The organism is Streptomyces sp. NRRL F-5650, from assembly GCF_000721365.1.
GTDB lineage: Bacteria > Actinomycetota > Actinomycetes > Streptomycetales > Streptomycetaceae > Streptomyces > Streptomyces ardesiacus.
Genome location: NZ_JOGV01000010.1, coordinates 96,676 through 122,401, shown reverse-complemented (window position 1 = coordinate 122,401; position 25,726 = coordinate 96,676). Strand labels below are relative to the sequence as shown.

13 protein-coding genes are annotated in these 25,726 nt (G+C 73.8%); 10 read left to right on the top strand and 3 right to left on the bottom strand.

What is annotated here, in order from left to right; genetic code table 11:
* Nucleotides 1-49: 49 nt before the first annotated feature.
* Both IG88_RS0112165 and IG88_RS0112160 read right to left on the bottom strand, forming a co-directional pair.
* Nucleotides 50-1,381 (bottom strand): DEAD/DEAH box helicase, encoded by a 1,332-nt coding sequence (locus IG88_RS0112165; RefSeq protein WP_031038836.1) that lies wholly within the window; start codon nucleotides 1,379-1,381, stop codon nucleotides 50-52.
* Between the two features lie 142 nt (nucleotides 1,382-1,523).
* On the bottom strand, nucleotides 1,524-1,958 hold the full coding sequence (locus tag IG88_RS0112160; protein WP_031038834.1) for a PGPGW domain-containing protein: 435 nt from the start codon (nucleotides 1,956-1,958) through the stop codon (nucleotides 1,524-1,526).
* A gap of 265 nt (nucleotides 1,959-2,223) precedes the next feature.
* Between IG88_RS0112160 and IG88_RS0112155 the strand changes: the two genes are divergently transcribed.
* Both IG88_RS0112155 and IG88_RS0112150 read left to right on the top strand, forming a co-directional pair.
* Nucleotides 2,224-4,086 (top strand): CocE/NonD family hydrolase, encoded by a 1,863-nt coding sequence (locus IG88_RS0112155; protein WP_031038832.1) that lies wholly within the window; start codon nucleotides 2,224-2,226, stop codon nucleotides 4,084-4,086.
* 38 nt (nucleotides 4,087-4,124) lie between these two features.
* Nucleotides 4,125-4,364: a DUF5302 domain-containing protein gene (locus tag IG88_RS0112150; RefSeq protein WP_031038829.1), complete on the top strand. Its 240-nt coding sequence runs from the start codon at nucleotides 4,125-4,127 to the stop codon at nucleotides 4,362-4,364.
* Between the two features lie 87 nt (nucleotides 4,365-4,451).
* Here the strand turns inward: IG88_RS0112150 and IG88_RS0112145 are convergent, their stop codons facing one another.
* Complete coding sequence (locus tag IG88_RS0112145; protein WP_031038826.1) at nucleotides 4,452-5,399, bottom strand: methionyl-tRNA formyltransferase; 948 nt, start codon at nucleotides 5,397-5,399, stop codon at nucleotides 4,452-4,454.
* A gap of 178 nt (nucleotides 5,400-5,577) precedes the next feature.
* On the opposite strand from IG88_RS0112145, the gene IG88_RS0112140 reads away from it, so the two are divergent.
* The 8 genes from IG88_RS0112140 to IG88_RS0112105 all read left to right on the top strand — a co-directional run bounded on the left by IG88_RS0112140 (nucleotide 5,578) and on the right by IG88_RS0112105 (nucleotide 25,635).
* Entirely contained in the window at nucleotides 5,578-6,939 is a 1,362-nt protein-coding gene (locus IG88_RS0112140) for a lysine N(6)-hydroxylase/L-ornithine N(5)-oxygenase family protein (protein ID WP_031038824.1), read from the top strand.
* Between the two features lie 11 nt (nucleotides 6,940-6,950).
* Nucleotides 6,951-8,015 (top strand): FecCD family ABC transporter permease, encoded by a 1,065-nt coding sequence (locus IG88_RS0112135; RefSeq protein ID WP_031038820.1) that lies wholly within the window; start codon nucleotides 6,951-6,953, stop codon nucleotides 8,013-8,015.
* A gap of 11 nt (nucleotides 8,016-8,026) precedes the next feature.
* Nucleotides 8,027-9,118: a FecCD family ABC transporter permease gene (locus IG88_RS0112130; RefSeq protein WP_199807444.1), complete on the top strand. Its 1,092-nt coding sequence runs from the start codon at nucleotides 8,027-8,029 to the stop codon at nucleotides 9,116-9,118.
* Between the two features lie 38 nt (nucleotides 9,119-9,156).
* On the top strand, nucleotides 9,157-10,020 hold the full coding sequence (locus IG88_RS0112125; protein WP_031038815.1) for an ABC transporter ATP-binding protein: 864 nt from the start codon (nucleotides 9,157-9,159) through the stop codon (nucleotides 10,018-10,020).
* Between the two features lie 83 nt (nucleotides 10,021-10,103).
* The gene (locus IG88_RS0112120) at nucleotides 10,104-11,162 is read left to right on the top strand and encodes an iron-siderophore ABC transporter substrate-binding protein (RefSeq protein ID WP_031038812.1); all 1,059 of its coding nucleotides are present in this window, start codon (nucleotides 10,104-10,106) and stop codon (nucleotides 11,160-11,162) included.
* Entirely contained in the window at nucleotides 11,159-12,955 is a 1,797-nt protein-coding gene (locus IG88_RS0112115; RefSeq protein ID WP_031038808.1) for an ABC transporter ATP-binding protein, read from the top strand. Before IG88_RS0112120 ends, IG88_RS0112115 begins: the two co-directional genes overlap by 4 nt.
* 61 nt (nucleotides 12,956-13,016) lie before the next feature.
* Nucleotides 13,017-23,948, top strand: a complete 10,932-nt coding sequence (locus tag IG88_RS0112110; RefSeq protein WP_031038805.1) for a non-ribosomal peptide synthetase — start codon at nucleotides 13,017-13,019, stop codon at nucleotides 23,946-23,948.
* Nucleotides 23,935-25,635 (top strand): ABC transporter transmembrane domain-containing protein, encoded by a 1,701-nt coding sequence (locus IG88_RS0112105; protein ID WP_031038802.1) that lies wholly within the window; start codon nucleotides 23,935-23,937, stop codon nucleotides 25,633-25,635. Before IG88_RS0112110 ends, IG88_RS0112105 begins: the two co-directional genes overlap by 14 nt.
* Nucleotides 25,636-25,726 lie beyond the last annotated feature (91 nt).

Here is a 25,726-nt window from a genome sequence, read left to right as displayed (position 1 = left end):
CGCGGACGGTCCGGTTCCTGACGCGGGGCCGCAGCGGAACGCCCCGCGTTCAGCGGCCCCGGCGCACCCGTGCCGCCGCGCGGGCCTCCGCCGCCTTGCGCGCCTCGGCGGTCTTGCGCGATCCCTTCGCGGCGCGGCCCGGGCGGGTGCCCATCCCGCGGAACGGCGCGTTGCCGCCCTCCTTGCCGGACCCGGACCCGGAGCCGGACGGCGGGCGCTTGGCGCCGGTGAGGTCCGTCAGCTTCTGCTCGCCCGAGCGCACCGGCGTCACCGTCGGCCGGATCCCGGCCTCGGACGTCGTCCGGTTCACCTCGCGCCGCTGGTCGGGGGTGACGAGCGTGACCACGGTCCCCGCCCGGCCGACGCGTGCCGTACGCCCGCCGCGGTGCAGGTACTCCTTGGCACCGGCCGGCGGATCGACGTTGACGACGAGATCGAGGTCGTCGACGTGGATGCCCCGCGCCGCGACGTCGGTGGCCACCAGCACGGAGACCTCGCCTCGCGCGAACCGGGCGAGGGTGTGGGTGCGCTGCGGCTGCGACTTCCCGCTGTGCAGGGCACCCGCAGTCACCCCGGCGGCGCGCAGGTGCCGGGTGAAGCGGTCGACTGCGGCCCTGGTGTCGAGGAACATCAGCACCCGGCCGTCGCGGGCGGCGATCTCGGTCGCGGTCGCGTACTTGTCGGCGGGGTGGACCACCAGCACGTGGTGTTCCATCGCCGTCACCGAGGCCGACGCCGGATCGACCGACGCGAGCACCGGTTCGTGCAGACGCTCGCGCACCAGTTGGTCGACGTCGTGGTCGAGCGTGGCCGAGAACAGCAGCCGCTGCCCGTCGGAGGGCACCTGGTCGAGGACGGCGGAGACCTGGGGCAGGAACCCCATGTCGCACATCTGGTCCGCCTCGTCCAGCACCGTGACGCGCACGTGGTCCAGCCGGCAGTCCCGGCGGGCCACCAGATCGGCGAGGCGTCCGGGCGTCGCGACCACCACCTCGGCGCCGTCGCGCAACGCCTGGGCCTGCCGGTTGACCGACAGCCCGCCCACGACCGTCGTCAGGCGCAGGTCGAGCGCCCGCGCGTACGGCGTCAGCGCGTCGCTCACCTGCTGGGCCAGTTCCCGCGTCGACACCAGGACGAGGGCGAGCGGCCGCTTCGAGTCCGCACGCCGGCCGGCGGTCCTGGCGAGCAGGGCGAGCCCGAAGGCCAGTGTCTTGCCCGAACCGGTGCGTGCCCGGCCCAGGACGTCCCGCCCGGCCAGCGCGTCGGGCAGGGTCGCCGCCTGGATCGGGAAGGGCTCCCTGACTCCGAGGCCGGTCATCGTCTCCACCAGCACCGGCGGCAGCCCGAAGGCGTCGAAGGAAGGGGGCGGCTGCGCGTTCATGGGGGGACCTTTCTGATCAGGCGCCCGGAACGCGACCGGGTCCGTACCCCTCGGTACGGACCCGGGCGCCTCGAAGCGTGGGCCCATTCTACCTGCGGACGCGCCGCCCCCGGCCGGGTGCGCGAAGCGCCCTCCCGCCGGCTCAGCCCGCCCGTCCCGCATCCGGCGGCGAGCCGCGCCGGGCCGCCAGGACACGTCGGCGGCTCCACCCGAGCAGGGCGAACAGCACCAGGCCGGAGACGATCAGGCTCGCCCCCGCGGCCCAGCCGGAGTACGGCACCTCGGGAACGAGGCCCCACACCGCCCCGGCGGCGAGGAGGCACAGCCCCACCAGCACCGAACCGGCGATCCGCCATCCGGAGGAGACGCTCTCCTCGGCCGCGCGCATCGCCCGGACGCGGACCGGGGCGACGAACCGGTCCAGAGCCGGAACGGCGCGGGCGAGCAGCGCCACCCCGGCGAAGACGAGCAGCAGGCCCGGACCGGGCAGCACCAGCAGGGCGACGCCGACCAGCAGCAGGACGGCCCCGAGGACGCCCAGGGCGGTCCGCCGGATCGAGTCGACACCCAGCGCCATGGCGCCCCACTCTCCTGCGGTCGCGAAGACCTCCGGTTCCGTCGGCCCGCCCCACCTTAGGCAGTGACCGGCGCGCGGGCGATTCCGGCGACGAGGCGCCGGCCGTGGTCCCCGAGCGGTGCGGGCGGGCCGGTCCGTCCCGCCCTGTCCGCCAATGCCCCCCGGCGGGCGGCCGGTTGCGGGCACGCCCCATCGACGTGCGCGGACTTGGCTGCTAGACCTGCACCACCCGTACCACCTGCACCCGCCGTTCAAGGAGGAGCATGTGAGACCCCGTCGCGCGGTCGTCCGGACCGCCTCGGCGCTCGTCGCCGCCCTCGCCCTGACCGCCGGACTCGGCGGCCCCGCCGTCGCGGCCGGCGGGACGGAGGCCGGGCCGGCCGCCACCGGGACCGGACCCGTCACGCACGAGGAGAACGACCGCGTCCCCGAGGGATCGGTCTGGACCCAGCACTACTTCCCGTCCTCCGACCGCTCCGGCACCCGCCTCCACGCCGACGTCCTGCTCCCCGAGGGGCTCCGGCACAAGGAGAAGGTGCCGGTCATCCTGTCGGTCGGCCCCTACTTCGCCCACGCGGGCCAGACCGGCCCCGAGGGCTGGACCCGCACCGGGCCCTCCGCCCGCTTCCAGGACTTCATCGAGGGCACCGACCTGTTCGACCGGGGCTACGCCTTCGTCATGGTGGACCTGCGCGGCTTCGGCGGCTCCACCGGCTGCCTGGACTGGGGCGGACCGGGCGAGCAGGCCGACGTGAAGGCCGCGATCGACTGGGCCGCGAAGCAGCCCTGGTCCACCGGCGCCGTCGGCATGTACGGCAAGTCGTACGACGCCGTCACGGGCCTCATCGGCAACAACCTGGACCAGCGCGCGCTCAAGGCCGTCGTCGCCCAGGAACCCGTGTGGGACATGTACCAGTACATCTACTCCAACGGTGTGCCCCGCCCGAACGTGACCGGTACCGCCGGTGCCTACAACTCCATCGCCACGATGCCCCCGATGGCGGACGACGACCCCGAGTACCGGGCCGCGGCACGCTACGAGGACAGCCACCCGGAGTGCCTGACGGAGAACTCGGCCGGCTACCGGATATCCGACCAGCACGACGAGCACTGGACCTCCCGCGACCTGGCGAGGATGGCCAAGGGGAGCGACACCCCGCTCTTCGTCACGCAGGGCTTCATAGAGAACAACACCAAGCCCGAGGAGATGCAGGAGTACCTCGACAACCACCGGGGGCCCGAGCGCGGCTGGCTCGGCCAGTGGGACCACGTGCGCGGCGGCGACCGCGTCGGGGACGGACGCCTGGCCATGGGCCGCGAGGGCTGGTACGAGGAGACCCTCTCCTTCTACGACCAGTACCTGAAGGGCATCACACCGAAGGTGCGCTACCCGGCCTACGCCGTCGAGGACTCCACCGGTGCCTGGCGGGCCCAGCCCACCTGGCCGGTCACCGAGCGGTCGGTCACCGTTCCGCTCGGCAACGGCTCGTACGTGGACGACGGCGGCGCCTCCGCCCGCGCGGCGCTGACCGCGTCCGGCGGTCCGGCCCCCAAGGCGCCGCAGCCGGACGGGAAGTGGGACATGGAGAACGCGCCCGCCACCGAGCAGCCGGCCCCGCCCGGTCTGGCCGCGGAACTGGCGAGGCGCCAGCAGGCCGGTGAGGTGGCCTCCAGCTTCTTCGTCCGGTCGAAACCGCTGCGCGAGGACACCCGGGTCACCGGCACCCCGCAGGTGTCCCTGACCGCCCGCGGCGAGGGCAACGTCATGCTCAAGCTGTACGACGTCGCGCCCGACGGCACCGCCGTCATGTTCGACGAGCAGGTCTCCCTGGTGAAGTCCGGCCGGATGAGCGTCGATCTGAAGGCGACCGACTGGACCCTGGCCGCCGGGCACGTCCTCGCCGTGGAGATCGGGTCCATCCAGACCGGCTCCTGGCGCGACACGCCCTCCGGCGAGACCGTCCAGGTCAGGGGCGCCACACTGCGGCTCGCCCTGGACGATCCGGCCGACGACGTCGCCACCCCGGGCGACCGGTCGCCGTTCCTGGACACGTACCTGCGCCAGTACACGGTGAACCTGCCGGCGGGCCCGGGCACATTCTCGGTGGTTCCCGGCGGCCGGGCGTGACAAGCTGTGCTCCTGTTGTCCGAGCCCAGGAGGTCGTCATGACGGAAGAGTCTTCAGCGCAGGCAGGTTCGGAACCGGCACGGGACGAGGACACCGCCCTGACGCCCGGCGCCGACGGTCAGTACGACCTGAAGGACAAGTTCCGCCAGGCGCTGGAGCGCAAGCGCGGCAAACAGGCGGAGGCCGCGGCCCAGGCCGCCCATGCCGACACGGCGAAGATCCGCGGCGCCCACGGTCCGGCCGCCAGTCAGCGCTCGTTCCGGCGCAAGAGCGGCTGAGGCCGCGCACGCACGACCGCACCACGCGGGGCCCGGCCGTGGCAGCACGGCCGGGCCCCGCCCGTTTCTCCTGCGTGCCGGGGGAGTTCAGGGGCGTGCGGTCAGATAGCCGCCCATGGAGGTGAAGTACTCCGTCGCGGCCAGCTCCCGCCCGTCCTCCGTGCGCACGCGCGTGACGGCGAGGCCGTGGTTGCGTCCCCGGCGCGCGTCCGCCCCGGCGACGATCACCACGCCCTCGCCCTCGCGGTAGAAGATCCGGCCCGGCGTACCGCCGTAGCGCCCCTCGGAGACCACGGCGGCGAGGACTTCGAGCCGCCTGCCCCGGTGGAAGGTGAAGGCGCTGGGGTAGGGCTCCGACTGCGCCCGGACCAGGCGCTCCAGGTCCTCGGCGGGCCAGTTCCAGTCGATGCGGATGTCCTCGGCGGACCGCTTGTGGAAGAAGCTCGCCCGGGAGCGGTCCTGCTTGGTGAACTCCGTCTGCCCGGCCGCGATGAGCCCGAGGGCGCCGAGGGTCACCGGGGCGATGAGGTCCACGGTCTTGTGGAACAGGTCGGTGGCGGTGTCCGTGGGGCCCACCGGCACGGCCTCCTGCCGGACGATGTCGCCGGCGTCCAGCTCGTCGTTCATCAGGTGCGCGGTGACGCCCACTTCCGGCTCGCCGTTGATCAGCGCCCAGATCAGGGGGGAGAACCCGGCGTACTTCGGCAGCAGGGAGTCGTGCACGTTGAGCGTGCCGTGGCGCGGCAGACCGAAGACGCGCGGGGGGATCCAGGTGCGCCAGTTGTTGGCCACGATGATGTCCGGCTCGGCGGCCACGAGCCGCTCGAACAGTTCGTCGTCGTCGGGCCGGCTCCGGATCAGAACCGGGACGCCGTGCTCCTCGGCGAGGTCGGCGACGGAGTCGCTCCAGATCTTCTCGTACGCGTGATCGCTCTTGGGATGCGTCACCACCAGGACCACGTCGTGTTCGGAGTCCAGCAGGGCGCGCAGGGTGCGGTGCCCCCAGGTCTGGTAACCGAACATGACGACCCGCATGGGCGTTCCTCCTCGACACGGGGGACCGGACCCGGGCAGTTAAGCAAGGCTTACCTTAGTGCGCAACACCCCAATGTCGTGGTCGAGTTGGCCTGAATCGCCCCTCGCTTCGCCCTATCGACAGCCGTACCTCATTAGCTTAGGCTCACCTAAGTTTCCGGCGCACGAGGGGAGTGACATGTCACAGGTCCGTCCTGGTGACACAACGCTGGTCCACGACCTCATCGGAATCGGCTTCGGGCCGTCCAATGTCGCCATGGCGATCGCGGTCCGCGAACACAACGCACGGGCCGGCGGACAGGAGGCGGTCGACGCCCGCTTCTTCGAGCAGCAGCCACGCTTCGGCTGGCACCGCGGCATGCTGATCGACGACGCGACCATGCAGGTGTCCTTCCTCAAGGACCTGGTCACCCTGCGGAATCCGGCCAGCGAATACAGCTTCCTGTGCTACCTGCAGAGCAAGGGGCGGCTGATCGACTTCATCAACCACAAGAACCTCTTCCCGCTGCGGGTCGAGTTCCACGACTACTTCGAGTGGGCCGCCGCCAAGGTCGGCGACCTGGTCTCCTACGGCCACGAGGTCGTCGGCGTGGCACCGGTCGCCAGGGACGGAGCCGTGGACCACCTGGAGGTGACGGTCCGTTCGGGGGAGGGGCTGGAGATCCACCGGACGCGCAACCTCGTCGTCGGCACCGGACTGCGCCCCCTCGTCCCGGACGGCGTGGAGCGCGGCGAGCGGGTCTGGCACAACTCCGAACTGCTCTCCCGGGTCGACGCGTTGGAAGGCACCTCGCCCTCCCGGTTCGTCGTCGTCGGCGCCGGGCAGAGCGCCGCCGAGAACGTCGCCTACCTGCACCGCCGCTTCCCGCGGGCGGAGGTCTGCGCCGTCTTCGCCCGCTACGGCTACAGCCCCGCCGACGACAGCGCGTTCGCCAACCGGATCTTCGACCCGGCGGCGGTGGACGACTACTTCACCGCGCCCGGCAGCGTCAAACGCCGGCTCATGGACTACCACGGCAACACCAACTACTCCGTGGTGGACATCGACCTCATCGACGACCTGTACCGGCAGATGTACCGGGAGAAGGTCCTCGGCACCGAGCGGCTGCGCTTCCTCAACGTCTCCCGGCTCAGCGACGTCGAGGAGACGCCGGACCGGGTGCGCGTCACCGTGACCTCCCTGGTCACCGGCGAGGAGACCGCCCTGGACGCGGACGTCCTGGTGCTCGCCACCGGCTACGGACCGGCCGACCCCCTCGGCCTGCTCGGCGAGGCGGCCGACCGCTGCCTGCGCGACGACGAGGGCCGGGTGCGCGTCGAGCGGGACTACCGCGTCGCCACGGACCCCGCCCTGCGCTGCGGAATCTACCTCCAGGGCGGCACCGAGCACACGCACGGCATCACGTCGTCGCTGCTCTCCAACACCGCCGTCCGGGTCGGCGAGATCCTCGAGTCGCTCCTCGACCGGGGCCTCAAGTCCGCGTCCGACGAGGCCCGTACGGTCGCTGACGGGACCGGGACCGGGACCGGCGCGCGTTAGTGTACGACGCCATGACCACGACTGCCGCCCAGCGCCCCGCGTCCGCGCCGAGGGGCCCAACAGGGCGCCGCAGGAATCGAGTTGCCGGTCTGGGACTGCTCGCGACGCTGCTCGTGGTCGCGGCGGCGGCGTCGCTGGCCGTGGGCGCGCGTGCGCTCGGTCCCGGCGAGGTCTGGCACGGGCTGTTCGCGGCGCCCGAGTCCGACCAGCGGCTCACCGAGATCCGGCTCATCGTGCAGACCGTGCGGGTGCCCCGCACGGTGCTCGCGGTCGTGGCCGGTGTCGCATTGGGCGTCGGCGGGGCCCTGATCCAGGGGTACACGCGCAACCCCATCGCCGACACCGGGCTGCTGGGGGTGAACTCCGGTGCCTCGTTCGCCGTGGTGTCGGGGATCGCCGCCTTCGGGTTCACCAGCCCGTACCAGTACGTCTGGCTGGGCTTCGCGGGCGCGGCGGTGGCCGGTGCCGTCGTCTTCGGGCTGTCGAGCATCGGCCGGGGAGCGGGCAACCCCCTGACGCTCGCGCTGGCCGGACAGGGCGTCACGGTTTTCCTCGCGGCGATGACCACGGCGGTCTCGCTGACGGACAAGGCCTCGCTGAACGCGCTGCGGTTCTGGAACGCGGGCTCGCTGACCGGAGTCGGGTTCGACGTCATCGGCCCCGTGTCCGTCTTCGTCGCCGCCGGGCTGCTGCTGGCGCTGACGACGCTGCCGTCCGTCAACCTGCTCAACCTCGGCGACGACGTCGCGCGGGGGCTCGGGGTGAACACCGCGCTGACCCGCACCGTCGGCGTCGTCGCCATCACCCTGCTGGCCGGGGCGGCGACCGCGGCCTGCGGGCCCATCGCGTTCCTCGGGCTCATGGTGGCCCACGTCGCCCGGTACCTCACCGGCCCCGACTACCGCTGGCTGGTGCCGTACGCCGGTCTGCTCGGGGCCGTCGTGCTGCTGGTCTGCGACATCGTGGGGCGCCTGGTCGTGCGGCCGGGGGAACTGGACGCCGGAGTCGTCGTCTCGCTCCTGGGCGCGCCGTTCTTCGCCGTCCCGGTGTGGCGCGGAAAGTTCAAGAACGCGTGAGCGGGGCGGACATGAAGGCGGACGGGGCGGAAGCGGCGGTGGACGTGGCGGCTCGGGAGCGGGTGTCGGTGGCACCCGGGGTGCGCTTCGGGGGCATGTCCTTCGTGTGGCGGCCCTGGGTCGCGGGCGTCACGCTGCTCCTGGCGGGGGCGGGCTTCCTGCTGTTCTGCCTGTCCATCGGGGTCGGGGACTTCCCCGTCGCCCTGCCCCGGGTCGTCGCCACCGTCTTCGGCGGGGGCGAGCAGGTCGACCGGTTCGTGATCATGGACCTGCGGATGCCCCGGGCCCTCGCCGGGCTCGTCGTGGGCGTCGCGCTCGGGGTCTCCGGCGCCCTCACCCAGTCGGTCGCCCGCAATCCGCTGGCCAGCCCCGACGTCCTCGGCATCACCAGCGGCGCCGGGACCGTCGCGGTGTTCCTGGTGACCGTCTCGGGCGGTGCCGCCACCGCCGTGACCGACGCCGTGGGCCTGTCGGCGGCGGCGCTCGCGGGAGGGCTCGGCACCGGTCTGCTGGTGTACTTCATGGCGTGGCGCCGGGGCATCGACGGCTTCCGGCTCATCCTCATCGGCATCTCCGTCAACGCCGTGATGCAGGCGATCACCACCTGGCTGCTGGTCGGCGCCGACATCAGGGACGTGGCCCGGGCCCAGGCGTGGCTGGTCGGCTCGCTGGACAACCGGTCGTGGGGCGAGGTCCGCGTCGCCCTGTGGTGCACGCTCGCCCTGCTGGCCGTCGTGGCCTGCGTCGCCTTCCAGTTCAAGCCGCTGCACTTCGGCGACGAGGTCGCCGCCGGGCTCGGCGTCCGGTACGGGGCGGTGCGCGCGGTGCTGCTGCTGTGCGCGGTGCTGCTGGCCGGTGTGGCGGTGAGCGCGGCGGGACCGGTGCCGTTCGTCGCGCTGGTGGCGCCGCAGGTGGCGATGCGGCTGGCGCGGTGTCCGACGCCGCCGCTGGTGGCCTCGGGCCTGGTGGGCGCGGTGCTGCTGACCGGTTCGGACCTCCTCGCGCGCACCGCGCTGCCCGTCTCGCTGCCGGTCGGCGTGGTCACCGCCGCGATCGGCGGACCCTTCCTCGTCCATCTGCTGGTGCGGGCGAACCGCAGATAGCTGGTACAAAGTAAGGCGAGCCTAATCGAGGGGGCCCCGTGGTCGTTCAGTCCATCACCGCCACCGGAACGGCAGTTGACGGCGCCGCACGGCTGGCGGCCCGCGGTGTCAGCGTCGGGTACGGCGCCCGGCCCGTCATCGACGGCCTCGACGTGGCGATCCCGCCCGGCGTGATCACCACCATCATCGGGCCGAACGGCTGCGGCAAGTCGACCCTGCTGCGCACCCTGTCGAGGCTGCTCAGGCCGACCGGCGGCACGGTCGTGCTGGACGGCGAGGACATCGCCGCGCTCAGGACCCGCGACGTGGCGAAGAAGCTCGGCCTGCTGCCCCAGGCGCCCGTGGCGCCCGAGGGACTGACGGTGTCCGACCTGGTCGCCCGGGGCCGCCACCCGCACCAGAGCTGGCTGCGGCAGTGGTCGTCGGACGACGCCGACGTCGTACGACGGGCGCTGGCCATGACCGGTGTGGCCGATCTCGCCGACCGCCCGGTCGACTCGCTGTCCGGCGGGCAGCGTCAGCGGGTGTGGATCTCGATGACCCTGGCCCAGGGCACCGACCTGCTCCTGCTGGACGAGCCGACCACCTACCTGGACCTGGCGCACGCGGTCGACGTGCTCGACCTCGTCGACGACCTGCACGAGTCCGGGCGCACCGTGGTCATGGTGCTGCACGACCTGAACCTGGCCACGCGCTACAGCGACAACCTCGTCGTCATGCGGGACGGCGCGGTCCTGGCCCAGGGGCACCCGCGCGACGTGATCACGGCCGACCTGCTGCACGAGGCGTTCGGGCTGCGGGCCAAGGTGATCGACGACCCGGTCGGGGACCGTCCGCTCATCGTGCCGATCGGCCGTGCCCACGTCGAACTCGACCGAACGGAACCGGAGTTGTCGCGGTGAGGATAGGCTCCTCACATGGGCGGGTGAGGTGTGCCGCCCTCGGACGGGCGCAGTGGACGGCGCGACAGCAAAGGGATCTCCGGATGCTCCTCAGAACGACGCGTACGAAGCCCCGGCGACGACTGGCGGCGGCACTGTCCGCCGCGGTACTCGGCGTCGGACTCCTCGCGGGATGCGGTTCCGGCTCGGACGACGCGAAGGACCGGGGCACTGGCGGCACGCCGGGCGCCGCCGGCGCCTTCCCGGTCACCGTGGAGCACGCGTTCGGGACGACGAAGGTCGAGCGGGCGCCCGAGCGGGTCGTCACCGTCGGCTACACCGACGACCAGACCGTGCTGGCCTTCGGCGTCAAGCCCGTCGGCATGGTCGACCAGTACCCGAACCCGGCCGGCCGGAGCCCCGACGTCAACACCCAGTGGCCCTGGGTGAAGGACAAATGGGGCGACACCCGGCCCGAGGTCGTCATGAAGAACGGCGACACCGGACCCAACTACGAGAAGATCGCCGCCCTGCGCCCCGACCTGATCGTCGCGGTCTACTCCGAGATCGACCGGGCCGCCTACGACAAGCTCTCCCGGATCGCCCCCACGGTGGCCCGCACCAAGGGCGAGAAGGAGCCGTTCAGCGCGCCCTGGCAGGACAACGCGCTGCACATCGCCAAGGCGCTCGGCAGGGCCGGGGAGGGCGAGAAGATGGTGGCCGGCGTCCAGGGCAAGCTGGACGCCGCCAAGCAGGCCCACCCCGAGTTCGCGGACCAGACCGCGGTCGTCCTGTCCTGGTACAAGGACTCGGTGGCGCCCTTCACCTCGACCGACGTGCGCGGACGGCTCGTGACCGGCATCGGCTTCGCGTACCAGACCGAGATCGACAAGGTCGCCGGCGGCGACTTCTACACCACGCTCTCGCCCGAGCGCGTCGACCTGGTCGACGTGGACCGCGTCTTCGTCGTCAACGACAAGGCGGACCAGGACGCGCTGAAGAAGTTCGAACTGTTCACCAACCTGGACGCGGTCAAGAACGGCAAGGTGTCGTACCTGCTGGACAGCGAGGGCCCGGCGGTCGGCGCGGCCATCTCCCAGGGCACCCTGCTGTCCATGCCGTACGCAGTCGACGAACTCGTCAGGGCGGCCGGGCAGGGGTGACCGTCACCGACACGCGCGCCGCCGCCCCGGCCGTCCTGCGCACGGCGACCGGCCGCGAGGCCGGCCGCTGGGTCGCGGCCCACTGCCGCGAGGTGCCGTGGCTGACCGCCGCCACGGTGCTCGCCACGGTGGCCGGAGCGGCGCTCCAGGTGCTCCCTGTGCTGCTGCTGGGCCGCGTGGTCGACGCGGTGGCCGCGGGCGGGCCGCAGTCGGTCCTGGTCGTGATCGGGGCCCTGATGGCCGCCGCCGCGCTGCTCGGCGCGGCGGCGAGTGCCGTGTCCACCTACCTGATCGGACGGCTGGGCGCCGACCTGCTCGCCCGGCTGCGGGAGGGGGCCGTCCGCGCGGTGCTCGGCATGCCCAGCGCACGCGTCGAGCAGGTCGGGCGCGGCGACGTGCTGTCCCGGGTCGGCGACGACGTCGCCGTGATCTCCTCGGGCATCCGCACGGCCGTCCCCACCGTGTTCTCCGCCGGTGTCCTCGTCACCATCGCCACAGCCGGCATGTTCGGCCTCGACTGGCGGCTCGGGCTCGCGGGCGCCGGAGCGCTGCCCGCGTACGCGCTGGCCCTGCGCTGGTACCTGCCGAGGTCCGCGCCGCTGTACCGCGAACAGCGGGTGGCCCAGGCCGACCGCGCGCAGGCCCTCATCAGCGGGCTGAACGGCATCGACACCGTCCGGGCCTACCGGCTCGAGGAGTCCTTCCGCGAGCGGGTCGACCGGGAGTCCTGGCGGGTGCGCGACCTCGGCATCGAGGTGTTCCGGTTCTTCGGCCGCTTCGTCGGCCGGGAGAACCGCGCCGAGTTCATCGGGCTCACCCTCATCGTCGTGGTCGGGTACGCGCTGCTGGAGGCGGACGCGGCCACCCTGGGCGAGGTGTCGGCGGCCCCGCTGCTGTTCCACCGGCTGTTCACCCCGCTGGGCGCCATCATGTTCACCTTCGACGAGGCGCAGAAGTCGGGCGCGAGCCTGACCCGCCTGGTCGGCGTGCTGGGGGAGGACACGGCGGGCCGGCTGGTGGGCGACGCCCCCGCCCCGGCGGCGGCCGGACCGTACCCGGTGACGGTGCGCGGGCTGACGTTCACCTACCCGGGGGCCGGTGAACCGGTCCTCCGGGACGTCGACCTGACGATCCCGGCGGGGCGCTCGCTCGCCCTGGTGGGGGCGACGGGCGCGGGCAAGACCACCCTGGCCGCGCTGGTCGCGGGCATCGGCACCCCGCAGGCGGGATCGGTGCGCGTCGGGCCGGCCGACCTGGCGGAGCTGGACGAGGCCGGGGCGCGGGCCCTGGTGAGCATCCTGACCCAGGAGACCCACGTGTTCTCCGGCCCGCTCGCCGAGGACCTGCGCCTGGCCGCGCCGGAGGCGAGTGACGCCGAACTCCTGGACGCCCTGCGCACCGTCGGTGCCGCCGGGTGGGCCGAGGCCCTGCCCGACGGACTGGCCACCCCGGTCGGGGAGGGCGGCGAACGCCTGGACGGGACCAAGGTCGCGCAGCTCGCGCTGGCGCGGCTGGTGCTGGGGCGGGCGCCGGTGGTGGTGCTCGACGAGTCGACCGCGGAGGCCGGCAGCGAGGGCGCCGCCGAGCTGGAACGGGCCGTGCTGGCCGCCTGCACGGGCCGCACCACGCTGTTCGTGGCACACCGCCTGACCCAGGCGGTGGCGGCGGACCGCATCGCCGTCCTGGACGCCGGACGGGTGGTGGAGGAGGGCACGCACGAGGAGTTGGTGGCCCTGGGCGGCCGCTACGCACGGCTGTGGCGGGCCTGGCGGGAGGGCGGCCGGGCGGGGTAGTTAGGTATGCCTTAGTTAGGCTAGCCTGCCTTCATTCCTTGGAAGGGGCGTTGAGTCTTCGATGATGGAACCGACCGCTTCTCTCGTCCGGCTCTCTCCTGAACACCTGACCGGCATACGCCGCCGCACCGGCGACTTCTCCGACCGGGCCGTCGCCGAGGCGTGCGCCGTCGGACTGGCCTACTGGTCCTCGGGCCACAGCCCCGCCGGCCTCGACCTCACCGCGGGCACCCTCTTCACCGACGTCCTTGCCTGGGCCGACAACGGCGGTACGGCGCCCGGCGGTTGGGCCGTCGCGGCGGACGGCCGGAGCATCACCCTCCCGGCCGGGACCGCGGCGGACGACGCGCAGCTCGCCCTGGACGACCTGGCCGACTTCCCGGACCGGCCGCTCGGCACCATCGGCCCGTCCGGCCCGGCGCAGCGGCTGGAGGAGCTCGCCCGGTGGAACGACACCGACGCCGACCGGGACCGCCCGACCCTGGTGGAGATGTTCCGCGCGCAGGCCCGCGCCCGGCCGGACGCCGTGGCCGTCGTCGACGACCGTCGCACGCTGACCTACCGTCAGACGGACGAGCTGTCCGCCCAGTTGGCCCACCACCTGATCGCCCGCGGCCTCACCGCCGAGGACCTGGTCGGCATCTCCCTGGAGCGCTCCGCCGAGATGGTCGTCGGCCTGCTCGGGGTGCTCCGGGCGGGCGGCGCCTTCGTCCCGCTCGACCCCCACTGGCCCGCCGAGCGCCGGGCGGTCGTCGTCGAGGACGCCCGGATCGTCGTCCAGCTCAACTCCTCGGGCGAGCACGCCCCCGGCGAGCCGGACGCGGTGGCCGTGGACCTCGGCGACTGGCGGTACGGCTCCCACCCCACCGAAGACACCGGAGTCACCGCTCCCGGTGACGCGCTCGCCTACGTCATCTTCACCTCCGGATCCACCGGGCGGCCCAAGGGCGCCATGATCCGGCACGAGGCGATCAGCGAGCGCCTGCTGTGGCAGATCCACGAGATCCTCGGCTTCGGCCACGACGACGCGGCACTCTTCAAGGCGCCGCTGTCCTTCGACATCTCCGTCAACGAGATCTTCCTGCCCCTCGTCAGCGGCGGCAGGCTCGTGGTCCTGCGGCCCGGCGGCGAACGCGACCCCCACCACCTGCTGAGCGTCATCGCCGAACAGCGCGTCACCTTCACCTACCTGGTCTCCTCCATGCTGGACGTGCTGCTGGAGATGGCGGGCGACACGGGGCGCCTCGACAGCCTCCGGCACGTCTGGTGCGGCGGCGAGGTCCTCACGCCCGAGCTGTACGAACGCTTCCGCACCCGGCTCGACATCCCCCTCTACCACGGCTACGGCCCCGCCGAGACGACGATCGGCGTCTCGCACGTGGTCTACCGGGGCGCGGCCGAACGCCTGTCGACGTCGATCGGCCGGGCCAACCCCAACACCCGGCTGTACGTCCTGGACGACGAACTGCGCCCGGTCCCGGTCGGGGTCGGCGGCGAACTGTACGCGGGAGGACTGCTGCTCGGGCGCGGCTACGTGAACGCCCCCGCACTGACCGCCTCCCGGTTCGTGGCGAACCCCTTCGCGAACGACGGCTCCCGGCTGTACCGGACCGGCGACCTGGCGCGCTTCACCCCCGACGGCACGCTCGACTTCCTCGGCCGCGCGGACAACCAGGTCAAGATCCGCGGCATGCGCCTGGAGACCGAGGACGTCGAGGCCGGCCTCGCCGAGCACCCCGGGGTGCGCCACACCTGCGTCGTCGCCAGGAAGAACCCGGCGGGCGGCACCTACCTGGTGGGGTACGTGATTCCGGCCGCCGGACACGAGGACCTGCGGGCCGACGAGGTCAGGGCGTGGGCCGGCGAGCACATGGTGGAGTACATGGTGCCCGCGCACGTCGTCGTGACGGCCGAGTTCCCGCTCACCGCGAACGGCAAGATCGACCGGAACGCGCTTCCCGACCCGGTCGTCGGCACGGCCTCGTTGGTCCCGCCCGCCACCGACGAGGAGCGGACGGTGTGCGCGGCGGTCGCGGAACTGCTCCACCTCGACCAGGTCGGCGTCGACCAGGACTTCTTCCGGCTCGGCGGCGACAGCATCCTCGCCATCTCGCTGCTGAGCACCCTGCGCGACGCCGGGCTCTACGTCAGCGCCGGGCAGATCTTCACCCACAGCACGCCGGGCGCGCTGGCGGCGGTGGCGAGCCGCGAGGACACCACGAGGACGGACCACCGCGACGTCCCCACCGGGACCGTGGTGGGATCGCCGGTCGTGCAGTGGCTCGGCGAGACCACCGACGCCGTCGACGGCTTCGTCCAGTCCGTCGTGCTCAACACCCCCGCCGGTCTGACCGCCGACGCGCTCGACACGATCCTCGCCGCCGTCGTGCGCCGTCATCCCATGCTGCGGGCCCGGCTGGTGCGCGGCGAGCGCTGGGGATTCGACATCCCGGAGGCGGACGCGGCCCCGGACGCCGCGGCCCTCTGGCAGGAGAGCGGCCAACCCCTCGACGCCTGCCTCGCCCTCGCCACCGCGCAACTGGACCCGGCGGGCGGCGCGATGCTGCGCGCCGTCTGGCGCCGTGCGGCACGCCACCTGGTCGTCGTCGTCCACCACGTGGTGATCGACGGTGTGTCCTGGCGGGTGCTGATGGACGACCTGGCCACGGCGTGGCGGCAGCTCGCCTCGGGGGAGACGATCGAACTCCCGCCGACGGGGACGTCGTTCCGGCGCTGGACCCAGCTCCTGGAACGCGCGGCCTTCGACGCCGACGGCACCTGCTTCCGCCGCCCGCTGCCGGGGCCGGACGCCCCCCTGGGCAGACGCGCCCCGGCCCCGGACGACACCGTGGCACACGAGCGGACCCGGACCGTCGCGGTCGACGCCAGGACCACGGCCGCGCTCCTCGGCGAGACGCCCGCGAGGTTCCACGCGGGCGTCAACGACGTACTGGTGACCGCGCTCGCCGTCGCCCTCGCCCGATGGCGCCGCGACCTCGGCCAGGACCAGACCTTCGCCCACATCGAACTCGAGGGCCACGGCCGCGAACCGGGCTTCGTCGCCCCCTCCGCCGGGTTCGAGCCGGAACTCTCCCGGACCGTCGGCTGGTTCACCACCCTCTTCCCGGTCACCGTCGACCCCGGCCCGGCCACCGACCCCACCGCGCCGGAGTACCTGGCCGCCGCCCTGAAGGCCGTCAAGGAAGACCTCGCGCGCGTCCCCGACAACGGCGTCTCCTACGGCGCCCTGCGTTACCTGGCCCAGGTCGCCTTCGACGCCCCCGCGCCCCAGGTGCTCTTCAACTACCTGGGCCGCTTCGACGCGGGCTCGCCGGCCGACTGGCAACTGGCCCGCACCACGGGGCAACTGGGGGAGAAGCGCGACCCGCGCATGCGCCTGCCCCGCGCCCTGGAGTTCAACGCGATCGCCGAACCCGGCCCCACCGGCTCCTACGAGCTGGTCACCACCGTCTCCTGGCCCGACGGCGTGTTCACCGACGCCGACGTCGCGACCCTCGGCACCTACTACCGGGAGGCGCTCACCGGCCTGGCCGCGCTGGAGACCGGCGGCCACACGCCCGGCGACTTCCGCCCGCTCACCCTCACCCAGGCCGACGTCGACGCCCTGGACGGCCCGAGGCTGCTGGACGTCCTCCCGCTGACCCCGCTGCAGGAGGGCCTCTACTTCCACTCGGTCTACGACGGCGAAGCCACCGGCAGCTACGTCGAACAGCAACTCCTCACCCTGGAGGGCGACGTGGACCCCGGCCGGCTCGCGGCGGCCGCCACCCGTCTGCTCACCCTCCACCCGAACCTGGCCGCCCGCTTCGTGCCCCTCGCCGACGGCCGCGTCGTCTCCGTCCTGGAGAGCGGGACCGAGGCACCCTTCACCACGCTGGACCGCCCGGGCATCACCGAGGACGAGATCCGCGCCCTCGCCGAGCGCGACCGGCGCGCCGGATTCGACCTGGCGACCGGTCCGCTGATGCGGTACACACTGATCCGCACCGGAACCGGCCGCGACGTCCTGGTGCAGACCGTGCACCACATCGTCGCCGACGGCTGGTCGGTGCCGCCCATGCTGCGCACCCTGCTGGCCGAGTACCACGCGCCGGGCACCGGGTACGCGCGCGGCGGCTTCGCCGACCACGTACGCCGTCTCGCGGCCCGCGACGACGGGACGAGCGACCGGGTGTGGGCCGCAGAGCTGGACTCACTGCCCGGCCCGTCGCTGATCGCCGAAGGGCAGCACACCCCCTCGGAGCACTTCGCCGACACCGCCGTCACGGCCGACACCGACGTCGACGCGGCGGCCCGGTCGGCCGGAGTGCCGCTCAGCGTCGCCGTGCACAGCGCCTGGGCGCTCACGCTGGGCGGCATCCTGCACCGCGACGACGTCGTGTTCGGCTCCACCGTGTCCGGACGCGACGCGGACGTGCCCGGCATCGAGGACATGGTGGGCCTGCTCATCAACACCGTGCCCCTGCGCGCCCGCTGGTCCGCCGACACCACCGCCCGCGACCTCCTCGCCTCCGTCAGGGCACACCAGAGCGCGGTGCTGGAGCACCAGCACGTCCCGCTCGCGCGGACCACCCGCCGCGCCGGTGCCGGTGCTCTCTTCGACACCCTGGTGGTCTTCGACGTGGCCACCGACGTGCACGCACTGCGGCGGCCCGGCGACACCCTCCTCGTCACCGGCCTCGTCAACGAGGGCGCCCCGCACTATCCCCTGACCCTGGTCGTCGAGCGCGCGCCGCAGGGCGGTGTCCGCTTCAACCTGATCCACGACACCGGAGTGCTGCGGGAGACCGACGCCCGCGAGATCCTGCGCACGTTCACCCGCAACCTCACCGGCCTGCTGACCCGGCCCGACGCCCCGGTCGCAAGCCTGGCCCCCGACGCCACCGGACACCTCGAACCGGTCGCCCCCGCCACCCTGGGGGAGTTGTTCGACGAGGCCGCGCGCCGTGACCCCGCGGCCACCGCCGTCACCCAGTGCGCCCTCGACGGCGGCACCCGGTCCGTGACCTACGGCGAACTGGCGCGCCGCAAGGACGCCTTGGCGGCCGGCCTGAGCGCGGCCGGGGTCGGGCCCGGCAAGCGGGCCGCCGTCGCGGTGCCCCCCTCCGTGGAGCAGGTCGTCGCCCTGGTCGCCGTGGTCTGCGCGGGCGGCGCCTACGTACCGCTCGACGCGGCGTACCCGGACGAGCGCCTGGAGTACGTGCTCGCCGACTCCGCCCCGCAGGTCGTCCTCGTGGCACCGGAGCAGCGCGACCGGTTCACACGGCTGCTGGCCCGCGCGGGAGTGCCGGCCCGCGTGCTCGTGCCGGGGGGGGAGCCCCCGCCCGCCCCAGGCAGGCCCGGGCCCGGACCACGCCCGCACGACCCCGCGTACGTCATCCACACGTCCGGCTCGACCGGCCGGCCCAAGGGCGTCGTCGTCCCGCACTCCGCCGTCGTGACGCTGCTCGCCCGCACCCGGCCCGCGATGGGCTTCGGCCCGGACGACGTGTGGGTCCAGTTCCACTCCTTCTCCTTCGACTTCGCCGTCTGGGAGCTGTGGGGCGCGCTCGTGCACGGCGGTGAGCTGCTGGTGCCGGAGTACGCGCTGACCCGTTCCCCCGTCGACTTCCACCGCCTGGTCCGCGAACGCGGGGTGACGGTGCTCAACCAGACCCCGTCGGCCTTCCACCGCTTCGCCGAGGCCGACCGGTACGCGGGCGAGCCGCTGCCCGCGCTGCGCCGGATCATCTTCGGCGGCGAGGCGCTGGACCTCGCACGGCTGCGCGACTGGGTCGAACGGCACGGCACCGGATCGCCCGAGCTGGTCAACATGTACGGCATCACCGAGACCACCGTCCACGTCACCCAACGGGTCCTGACCGCCGCCGACTTCGCGGCGGGGTCCGTCACCGCCAGCCCGGTCGGCCGCCCGGTTCCCGGCCTCGTCACCCACCTGCTCGACGACCGGCTGCGCCCGGTGCCGCCCGGCCGGGTGGGCGCGATCTACGTCGCCGGCGACCAGGTGTCGCTCGGCTACCTGGGCAGGCCGGGGCTGACCGCGGGCAGGTTCGTGGCGGACCCCTTCCGGGCCGACGGTTCCCGCATGTACCACACCGGCGACCTCGCCCGCCGCACGTTCGACGGCGGACTGGAGTTCGTCGGCCGCGCCGACGACCAGGTTCAGCTCAAGGGATTCCGCGTCGAGCCGGGCGAGGTGGAGTCCGCGATCCGCGCCCTCGACGGCGTGGCCGACGCCGCCGTCACCGTGGCGGACACCGAGGACCACCTGGTCGCCCACGTCGTGGGCCGGGTGCCCGCGGACCTCACCGAGCGCCTGGCGGCGACCCTGCCCGCGCACCTGGTGCCGGGCCGGGTGCATGCGGTGGACGCGCTGCCGCTGACGGTCAACGGCAAACTGGACCGCAGGGCGCTGAGCGAACGCGCGGCACCGGCACCGCTCGCGCACAGGGCCCCGGACGCCGTGGACGGCTCCGCCTCCGCCTTGCTCGTCGGCATCTTCGCCGAGGCACTGCCGGGCTCCGGCCCGGACGCCGACACCGACTTCTTCGCCGCCGGGGGCGACAGCATCGTCGCCATCACCGTCGTCAACCGGGCCCGGGCGGCCGGCCTGCCCCTCGCACCCCGCGACGTGTTCCTGCTCCGCACCCCCCGCGCGCTCGCCGAGCACCTGGAGACCCGCGCACCCCGGGCCGCGGCACCCGCGCCCGCCCCTCACGAGGACGGCCCGGTACCCCCCACGCCGATCATCCTGCGCCAGCGGCAACTGGGCGGTCCGCTCGTCCGGTTCGCCCAGGCCAGGACGCTGGCGGCACCCGAGGGCACCGGCTTCGCCGACGCGGAGCGCGCCGCGCGGGCCGTCGTGGCCGCGCACCCGGCGCTGCGGCTGCGGCTGCGCGTCGACCACGGAGTGTGGTCCCTGCGCACGGAACCCCCGCGCGCGGTCACGGTCGCCCGCACGAGCGGCACCGACGCGACGGCCGCCGCCGACGAGGCGGCCGGCCGCCTCGACCCCGAGACCGGCGAGGTCGTCGCCTTCACGTGGCTGGAGCCGGGCCGGACCCTCGTCGTCACCGTGCACCACCTCGCCGTCGACGCCGTGTCCTGGCTGATCCTGCTGGACGACCTCGCCGACGCGATGCGCGGCGCGGCCCCGGCACCGCCGACCACGTCCTACGCCGAGTACGCCGAAGCACTCACCCACCGCGCCGCCCACGAGACCGGCGACCTGGCCCACTGGATCACCACCCTCCAGGCCCCCGCACCGCTGCCCGCCACGGGGAGGCGGCGCGAGCGGACGGCCGTCCTCGCACCCGGCGTCAGCGACCGCGTCACCCGGACCGCGCCCGCCGCCCTGGGCCTCGGCCTCACCGAGCTGCTGTGCGGCGCGCTGCGCACCGCGCTGACCCGCGTCCAGCCGACGCCCACCGACCTGGCGGTCGACCTGGAGCGGCACGGCAGGGTCCCGGCCCTCGACCACCACGACTACACCCGCACCGTCGGCTGGTTCACCGCCGTCGCGCCCGTACGGCTCACCGCGCACACCGATCCCGTCGCGGCCGCCCGCGAGGTCGCCGAACGCCGGCCGGACGACCGCGCGCACGCCGCCTACGGCGGCCTCAGGTACCTGAACCCGCAGACCGCGCCGCTGCTCGCCACCGCCCACCCGCAGGTCCTGTTCAACTACCTGGGCCGGGGCGCCGAGTCACAGGCACCGCGGATCGCCGGAGCCGCCCCGGTCAGCCCGTACGCCGTCGAGGTGAACGCCTGGACCGACGCCGCCACCGGCAGCCTGCACGCGGCCTTCACCCTCGCCGAGGGCGTCCCCGACGAGATCACCGGGCACTGGCACCGCGCGCTGGAACGCCTCGCCGAGGCCGCGGCGACGGCCGAGCGCACCGCGCCCGTCACCCCCCTCCAGCGGGGCCTGTACTTCCAGGCCCAGTTGACCGGCCCGGCCGGGCACTACGTCGCCCAGAGCTGGTTCACCTTCGAACGGCGCCTGGACACCGACGCGTTGACGCGCGCGGCCGAGTACCTCCTCGCCCGGCACCCGGCCGTGGGCGCGGGCTTCACCACCGACGAGGACGGCAACCCCGTCCAGGTCCTCGCGGCCTGCCGCCGGGTCGTGGTCCGCACGGCCGAGGCGGCGACCGAGGCCGACGCCGACGCCCTGCGGCTCGGCGACCGGGAGGCGGGATTCGACCCCGCCGAACCCCCGCTGATCCGGCTCACCGTGGTCCGCCTGCCCGACGACCGCGACGGCCTGCTGCTCAGCTACCACCTGCTGCTGTGGGACGGCTGGTCGCGGGAGATCGTGCTGCGCGACCTGTTCGCCGCCTACGAGGCCGCCCTGAGGGGCACCCCGCTGGACGCCGTACCGGCCGCCCCCGGCTTCGAGGACCACGCGCGGGCCCTCGCCGCGAAGGACCCCGCCGCTTCGGAACGGTTCTGGGCCGGGCACCTCGCCGGCCTGCCCGGCCCGACACTGCTCGCCGGACCGTCGCCCAGCTTCCCCGACGGCCTGCCGCGCGCACTCGTGCACACCCTGACCGCCGCGCGGTCGGACGCCCTGCGCGCGGCGGCCCGCACCCACGGCGTCACGCTGAACACCGTGCTGACCGGGGCCTTCGGCCTCCTCCTCGGCGCCCGCACCGGGCGCGCCGACGCCGTCTTCGGCGTGACCGTCTCCGGCCGGGACGGCGAAGGACTGGCCGACGTCGTCGGCGTGCTGCTCAACACCGTCCCCATGTGGACCCGCGCCCGGCCGCACGACACGGTCGGCGGCTACCTGACGGCCGTACAGACGGCCCGGGCCGAGGCCATGGAGCACGAGCACCTGGGACTGGGCGAGATCCAGCGCGCGGGCGGCCACGACACCCTCTTCGACAACCTGTTCGTCCTCCAGAACTTCCTGGACCCGGACGCCTTCGCCGAGATGAACGCCCGGCACGGCATCACCTCGGTGCGGGCCGACGACTCCACCCACTACCCGTTCACGTGGGTGGTCACCCCCGGCGACCGGCTCACCGTCAAACTGGAGTACCGGGACCGGGACACGGCGGGCGCCCGGCGCCTCCTCGACGACTACCTGCGCGTCCTCGACGACCTCACCGCGCACGCCGGGACCGCCGCTTTGGTGGGGGCCCTCCCCGGCCTCGCCCCCGCACCCGAGCCCGCGCCGCGCACCGGCATCGGCACGGACACCGTCGTGGACCACTTCGACCGGGCGGCCGACCGTGCCCCGCGACGGACGGCGCTCGTCGCCCACGGCGCGCGCATGACCTTCGCCGAACTGCGCGACCGCAGCCGGGCGCTGGCCGGTGTCCTCACCCGGCGCGGCATCCGTCCCGGGGCGACGGTGGGCCTGGCACTCCCGCGCTCCCTCGACTCGATCGTGGCCCTCTTCGCCGTACTGCGCACCGGCGCCGCCTACGTGCCGCTGGAGCTGGACCACCCGGACGAACGCATCGCCGCCGTCCTCGCGGACGCCCGCCCGCAGGCCGTACTCACCGTGAGCACGGCGGCGCATCGGCTCGCCGGCGCCGCCGGCGCCATCGAGCTGGACCGCCCGCTGCCCGGGGCCGAGCCGTTCGTGACGTTCGCGCCCGACGACCCGGACCGCCTGCGGCACCCCGCGTACACGATCTACACCTCCGGCTCGACGGGCCGGCCCAAGGGGGTGGTGACCGAGTACGCCGGACTCACCAACATGCTGCTCAACCACCGGCGCCGGATCTTCGGACCGGTCCTGGCCCAGCACGGCCACCGGACCTTCCGCATCGCCCACACCGTGTCCTTCGCCTTCGACATGTCGTGGGAGGAACTGCTGTGGCTCGCCGACGGCCACGAGGTCCACATCTGCGACGAGGAACTGCGCCGCGACGCCCCCGGGCTGGTCGCCCACTGCCAGGAGCACGGGATCGACGTCGTCAACGTCACCCCGACCTACGCGCAGCAACTCGTCGCCGAGGGACTGCTCGACGACCCCGCCCGCCGGCCCGCGCTGGTGCTGCTGGGCGGCGAGGCCGTCACCCCGGCGCTGTGGACGCGGCTGGCCGCGACCGAGGGAACCGTCGGCTACAACCTGTACGGGCCCACCGAGTACACCATCAACACCCTCGGCGCCGGCACCTTCGACTGCGCCGACCCGGTGGTGGGCGTGCCGATCGACAACACCGACGTGTACGTCCTGGACCCCTGGCTGCGGCCCCTGCCCGACGGTGTCCCCGGCGAGCTGTACGTCGCGGGCGTCGGCATCGCGCGCGGCTACCTCGGCCGGCCCGCCCAGACCGCCCACCGCTTCGTGGCCTGCCCCTTCGGCGCGCCCGGCGAGCGCATGTACCGCACCGGGGACCTGGTGGTGCGGCGCCCCGACGGCAACCTGGCCTACCTCGGCCGCACCGACCAGCAGGTCAAGATCCGCGGGCACCGGGTCGAACCCGGCGAGGTGGAGGCCGCGTTCGCCGCCCACCCGGCGGTGCGGTCCGTCGCCGCCGTCGCCCAGCCCGACCCGCAGGCCGACGGCGCGCACCGGCTCGCCGCCTACCTCGTGCTGGACGGCGCCGACCTGGCCCGGGTCGCCGCCGACGTCGGCGCCGCACTGCCGGACTTCCTCCGTCCCACCCACTACGCCCAGGTCGACGGCATCCCACTGACCGTCAACGGGAAGACCGACACCAGGGCACTGCCGGAGGCCAGGCCGCTGGGCGCGCTGACCACGGCGGGGGAGCGCGGCCCGGAGACGGAGACGGAGACTACGGTGTGCGAACTCTTCGCCGAGGCCCTGGACCTGGACGACGACGAGGTGAGCGCGGTGAGCGACTTCGTGGCCCTCGGCGGCCACTCCATGTCGGCCGTGCGGCTGACCGGACTGCTCCGCCGGGAGTACGGTCCAGTGATCACGATCCGCGACCTGTTCACCCTGCGCACCCCGGAAGCGATTGCCCGCCACCTCGATGACCACTCCTGACACCCAGCGGCCCCGCACGGGGTCCGACATCCTCCGTACCGCCCTGCGGCGCAACGTCGGCGCGATGGCGTGGGGCACCCTCCTCATGGGCCTCTACCAGGCCGGCGAGACCGCCTTCCCCATCGCGCTCGGCCTGATCGTCGAGCACACCATGCGCCACCGGAGCCCCGAGGCGCTCGGCCTCTCCGTCGCGGCGCTGGCCGTCATCATCACGACCGTGTCGCTGTCCTGGCGGTTCGGGATGCGGATCCTGCAGAAGGCCAACACGACCGAGGCGCACCGCTGGCGGGTCCGGGTCGCGGGCGCGGGCCTCGAGCCCGTCGCCAGGGACGTCGACCTCAAGTCCGGCGAAGTGCTGACCATCGCCACCGAGGACGCCGACCAGACCGCCGACATCATCGAGGTGGTGCCGCTGCTGATCAGCTCGCTGGTGGCGGTGCTGATCGCGGCCCTCGCCCTGGGCCTGGCCGACCTCAGGCTCGGGCTGCTCGTCGTCGTGGGAACCGTCGCGATCCTGTCCGTGCTGAGCGTGATGTCCCGGCGCATCGGCTCCAGCACGCGGGAACAGCAGGCGAGGGTGGCACGGGCGGGCGCCAAGGTCGCCGACCTCATCATCGGCCTGCGCCCGCTGCACGGCTTCGGCGGCAACCACGCGGCGTTCCGCTCCTACCGCCGGGTCAGCACCGACGCCAAGCGGCAGGCGGTCACCGTGGCCCGCGTCAACGGCGTCTACGCGGGCACCGCGCTCGCCCTCAACGCCGTGCTCGCCGCCGCGGTGACCCTGACGGCGGGGTGGCTGGCCTTCGAGGGGCGGATCACCATCGGTGAACTCGTCATGGCCGTGGGCCTCGCGCAGTTCGTCATGGAGCCGCTGAAGCTGTTCTCGGAGATGCCGAAGTACGTGATGACGGCGCGCGCCTCGGCACAGCGGATGGCACTCGTGCTCAGCGCCGCGCCGGTGACGACCCCGGGACGCGGTCGGCCGACCGGGGGCGCGGACCTGGACGTCGACGGCGTCCGCCACGGGGCGCTGCGCGAGGTGCGGTTCAAGGTGGCGGCCGGCGAGTTCGTGGCCGTCGCCGCCTACCAGCCCCGCGCGGCGGCCGACCTCGCCGCGGTCCTCGCCCTGGACGTCCCGCCCGACGCGTACGGGGGGACGGTGCGCCTGGGCGGACGGGACCTCGCGGACCTGGCGGTGGCGGCGGTCCGTGAACGGCTGCTGGTCAATCCGTACGACGGCGAGATCTTCGCGGGAACCCTGCGCTCCAACATCGACCCGTCGGGCACCAGCCGGACGGTCCGCGAAGCCGTCGAGGCCTCGATGCTGACCGACGTCGTCGCCCTGCACCGGGAGGGGCTCGACCACGCCGTCCGAGACCGCGGGGCCAATCTCTCCGGTGGCCAGCGCCAGCGGCTCTCCCTGGCCCGCGCCCTGGCCGCCGACACCGACGTCCTGGTGCTGCGCGACCCGACCACCGCCGTCGACGCCGTCACCGAGCAGCTCATCGCGCGGGGCGTCGCCGGGCTGCGCCGGGGCCGCACCACCCTGGTGATCACCAGCAGTCCCGCGCTGCTGGACGTCGCCGACCGCGTGCTCGTCCTGGACGGCGGCGTGGTCACCGCGGAGGACACCCACCGCCGGCTCCTGGCCACCGACGAGGAGTACCGGCTGGCAGTGACCAGATGACCGGCCGGCCGTTGACCAAGTGCCCCGCGCCGGATGTTTGGTCCGGCGCCGAAGGGAAAGGGGCTCCGTGATCACCGGAGGCGACCGTCCG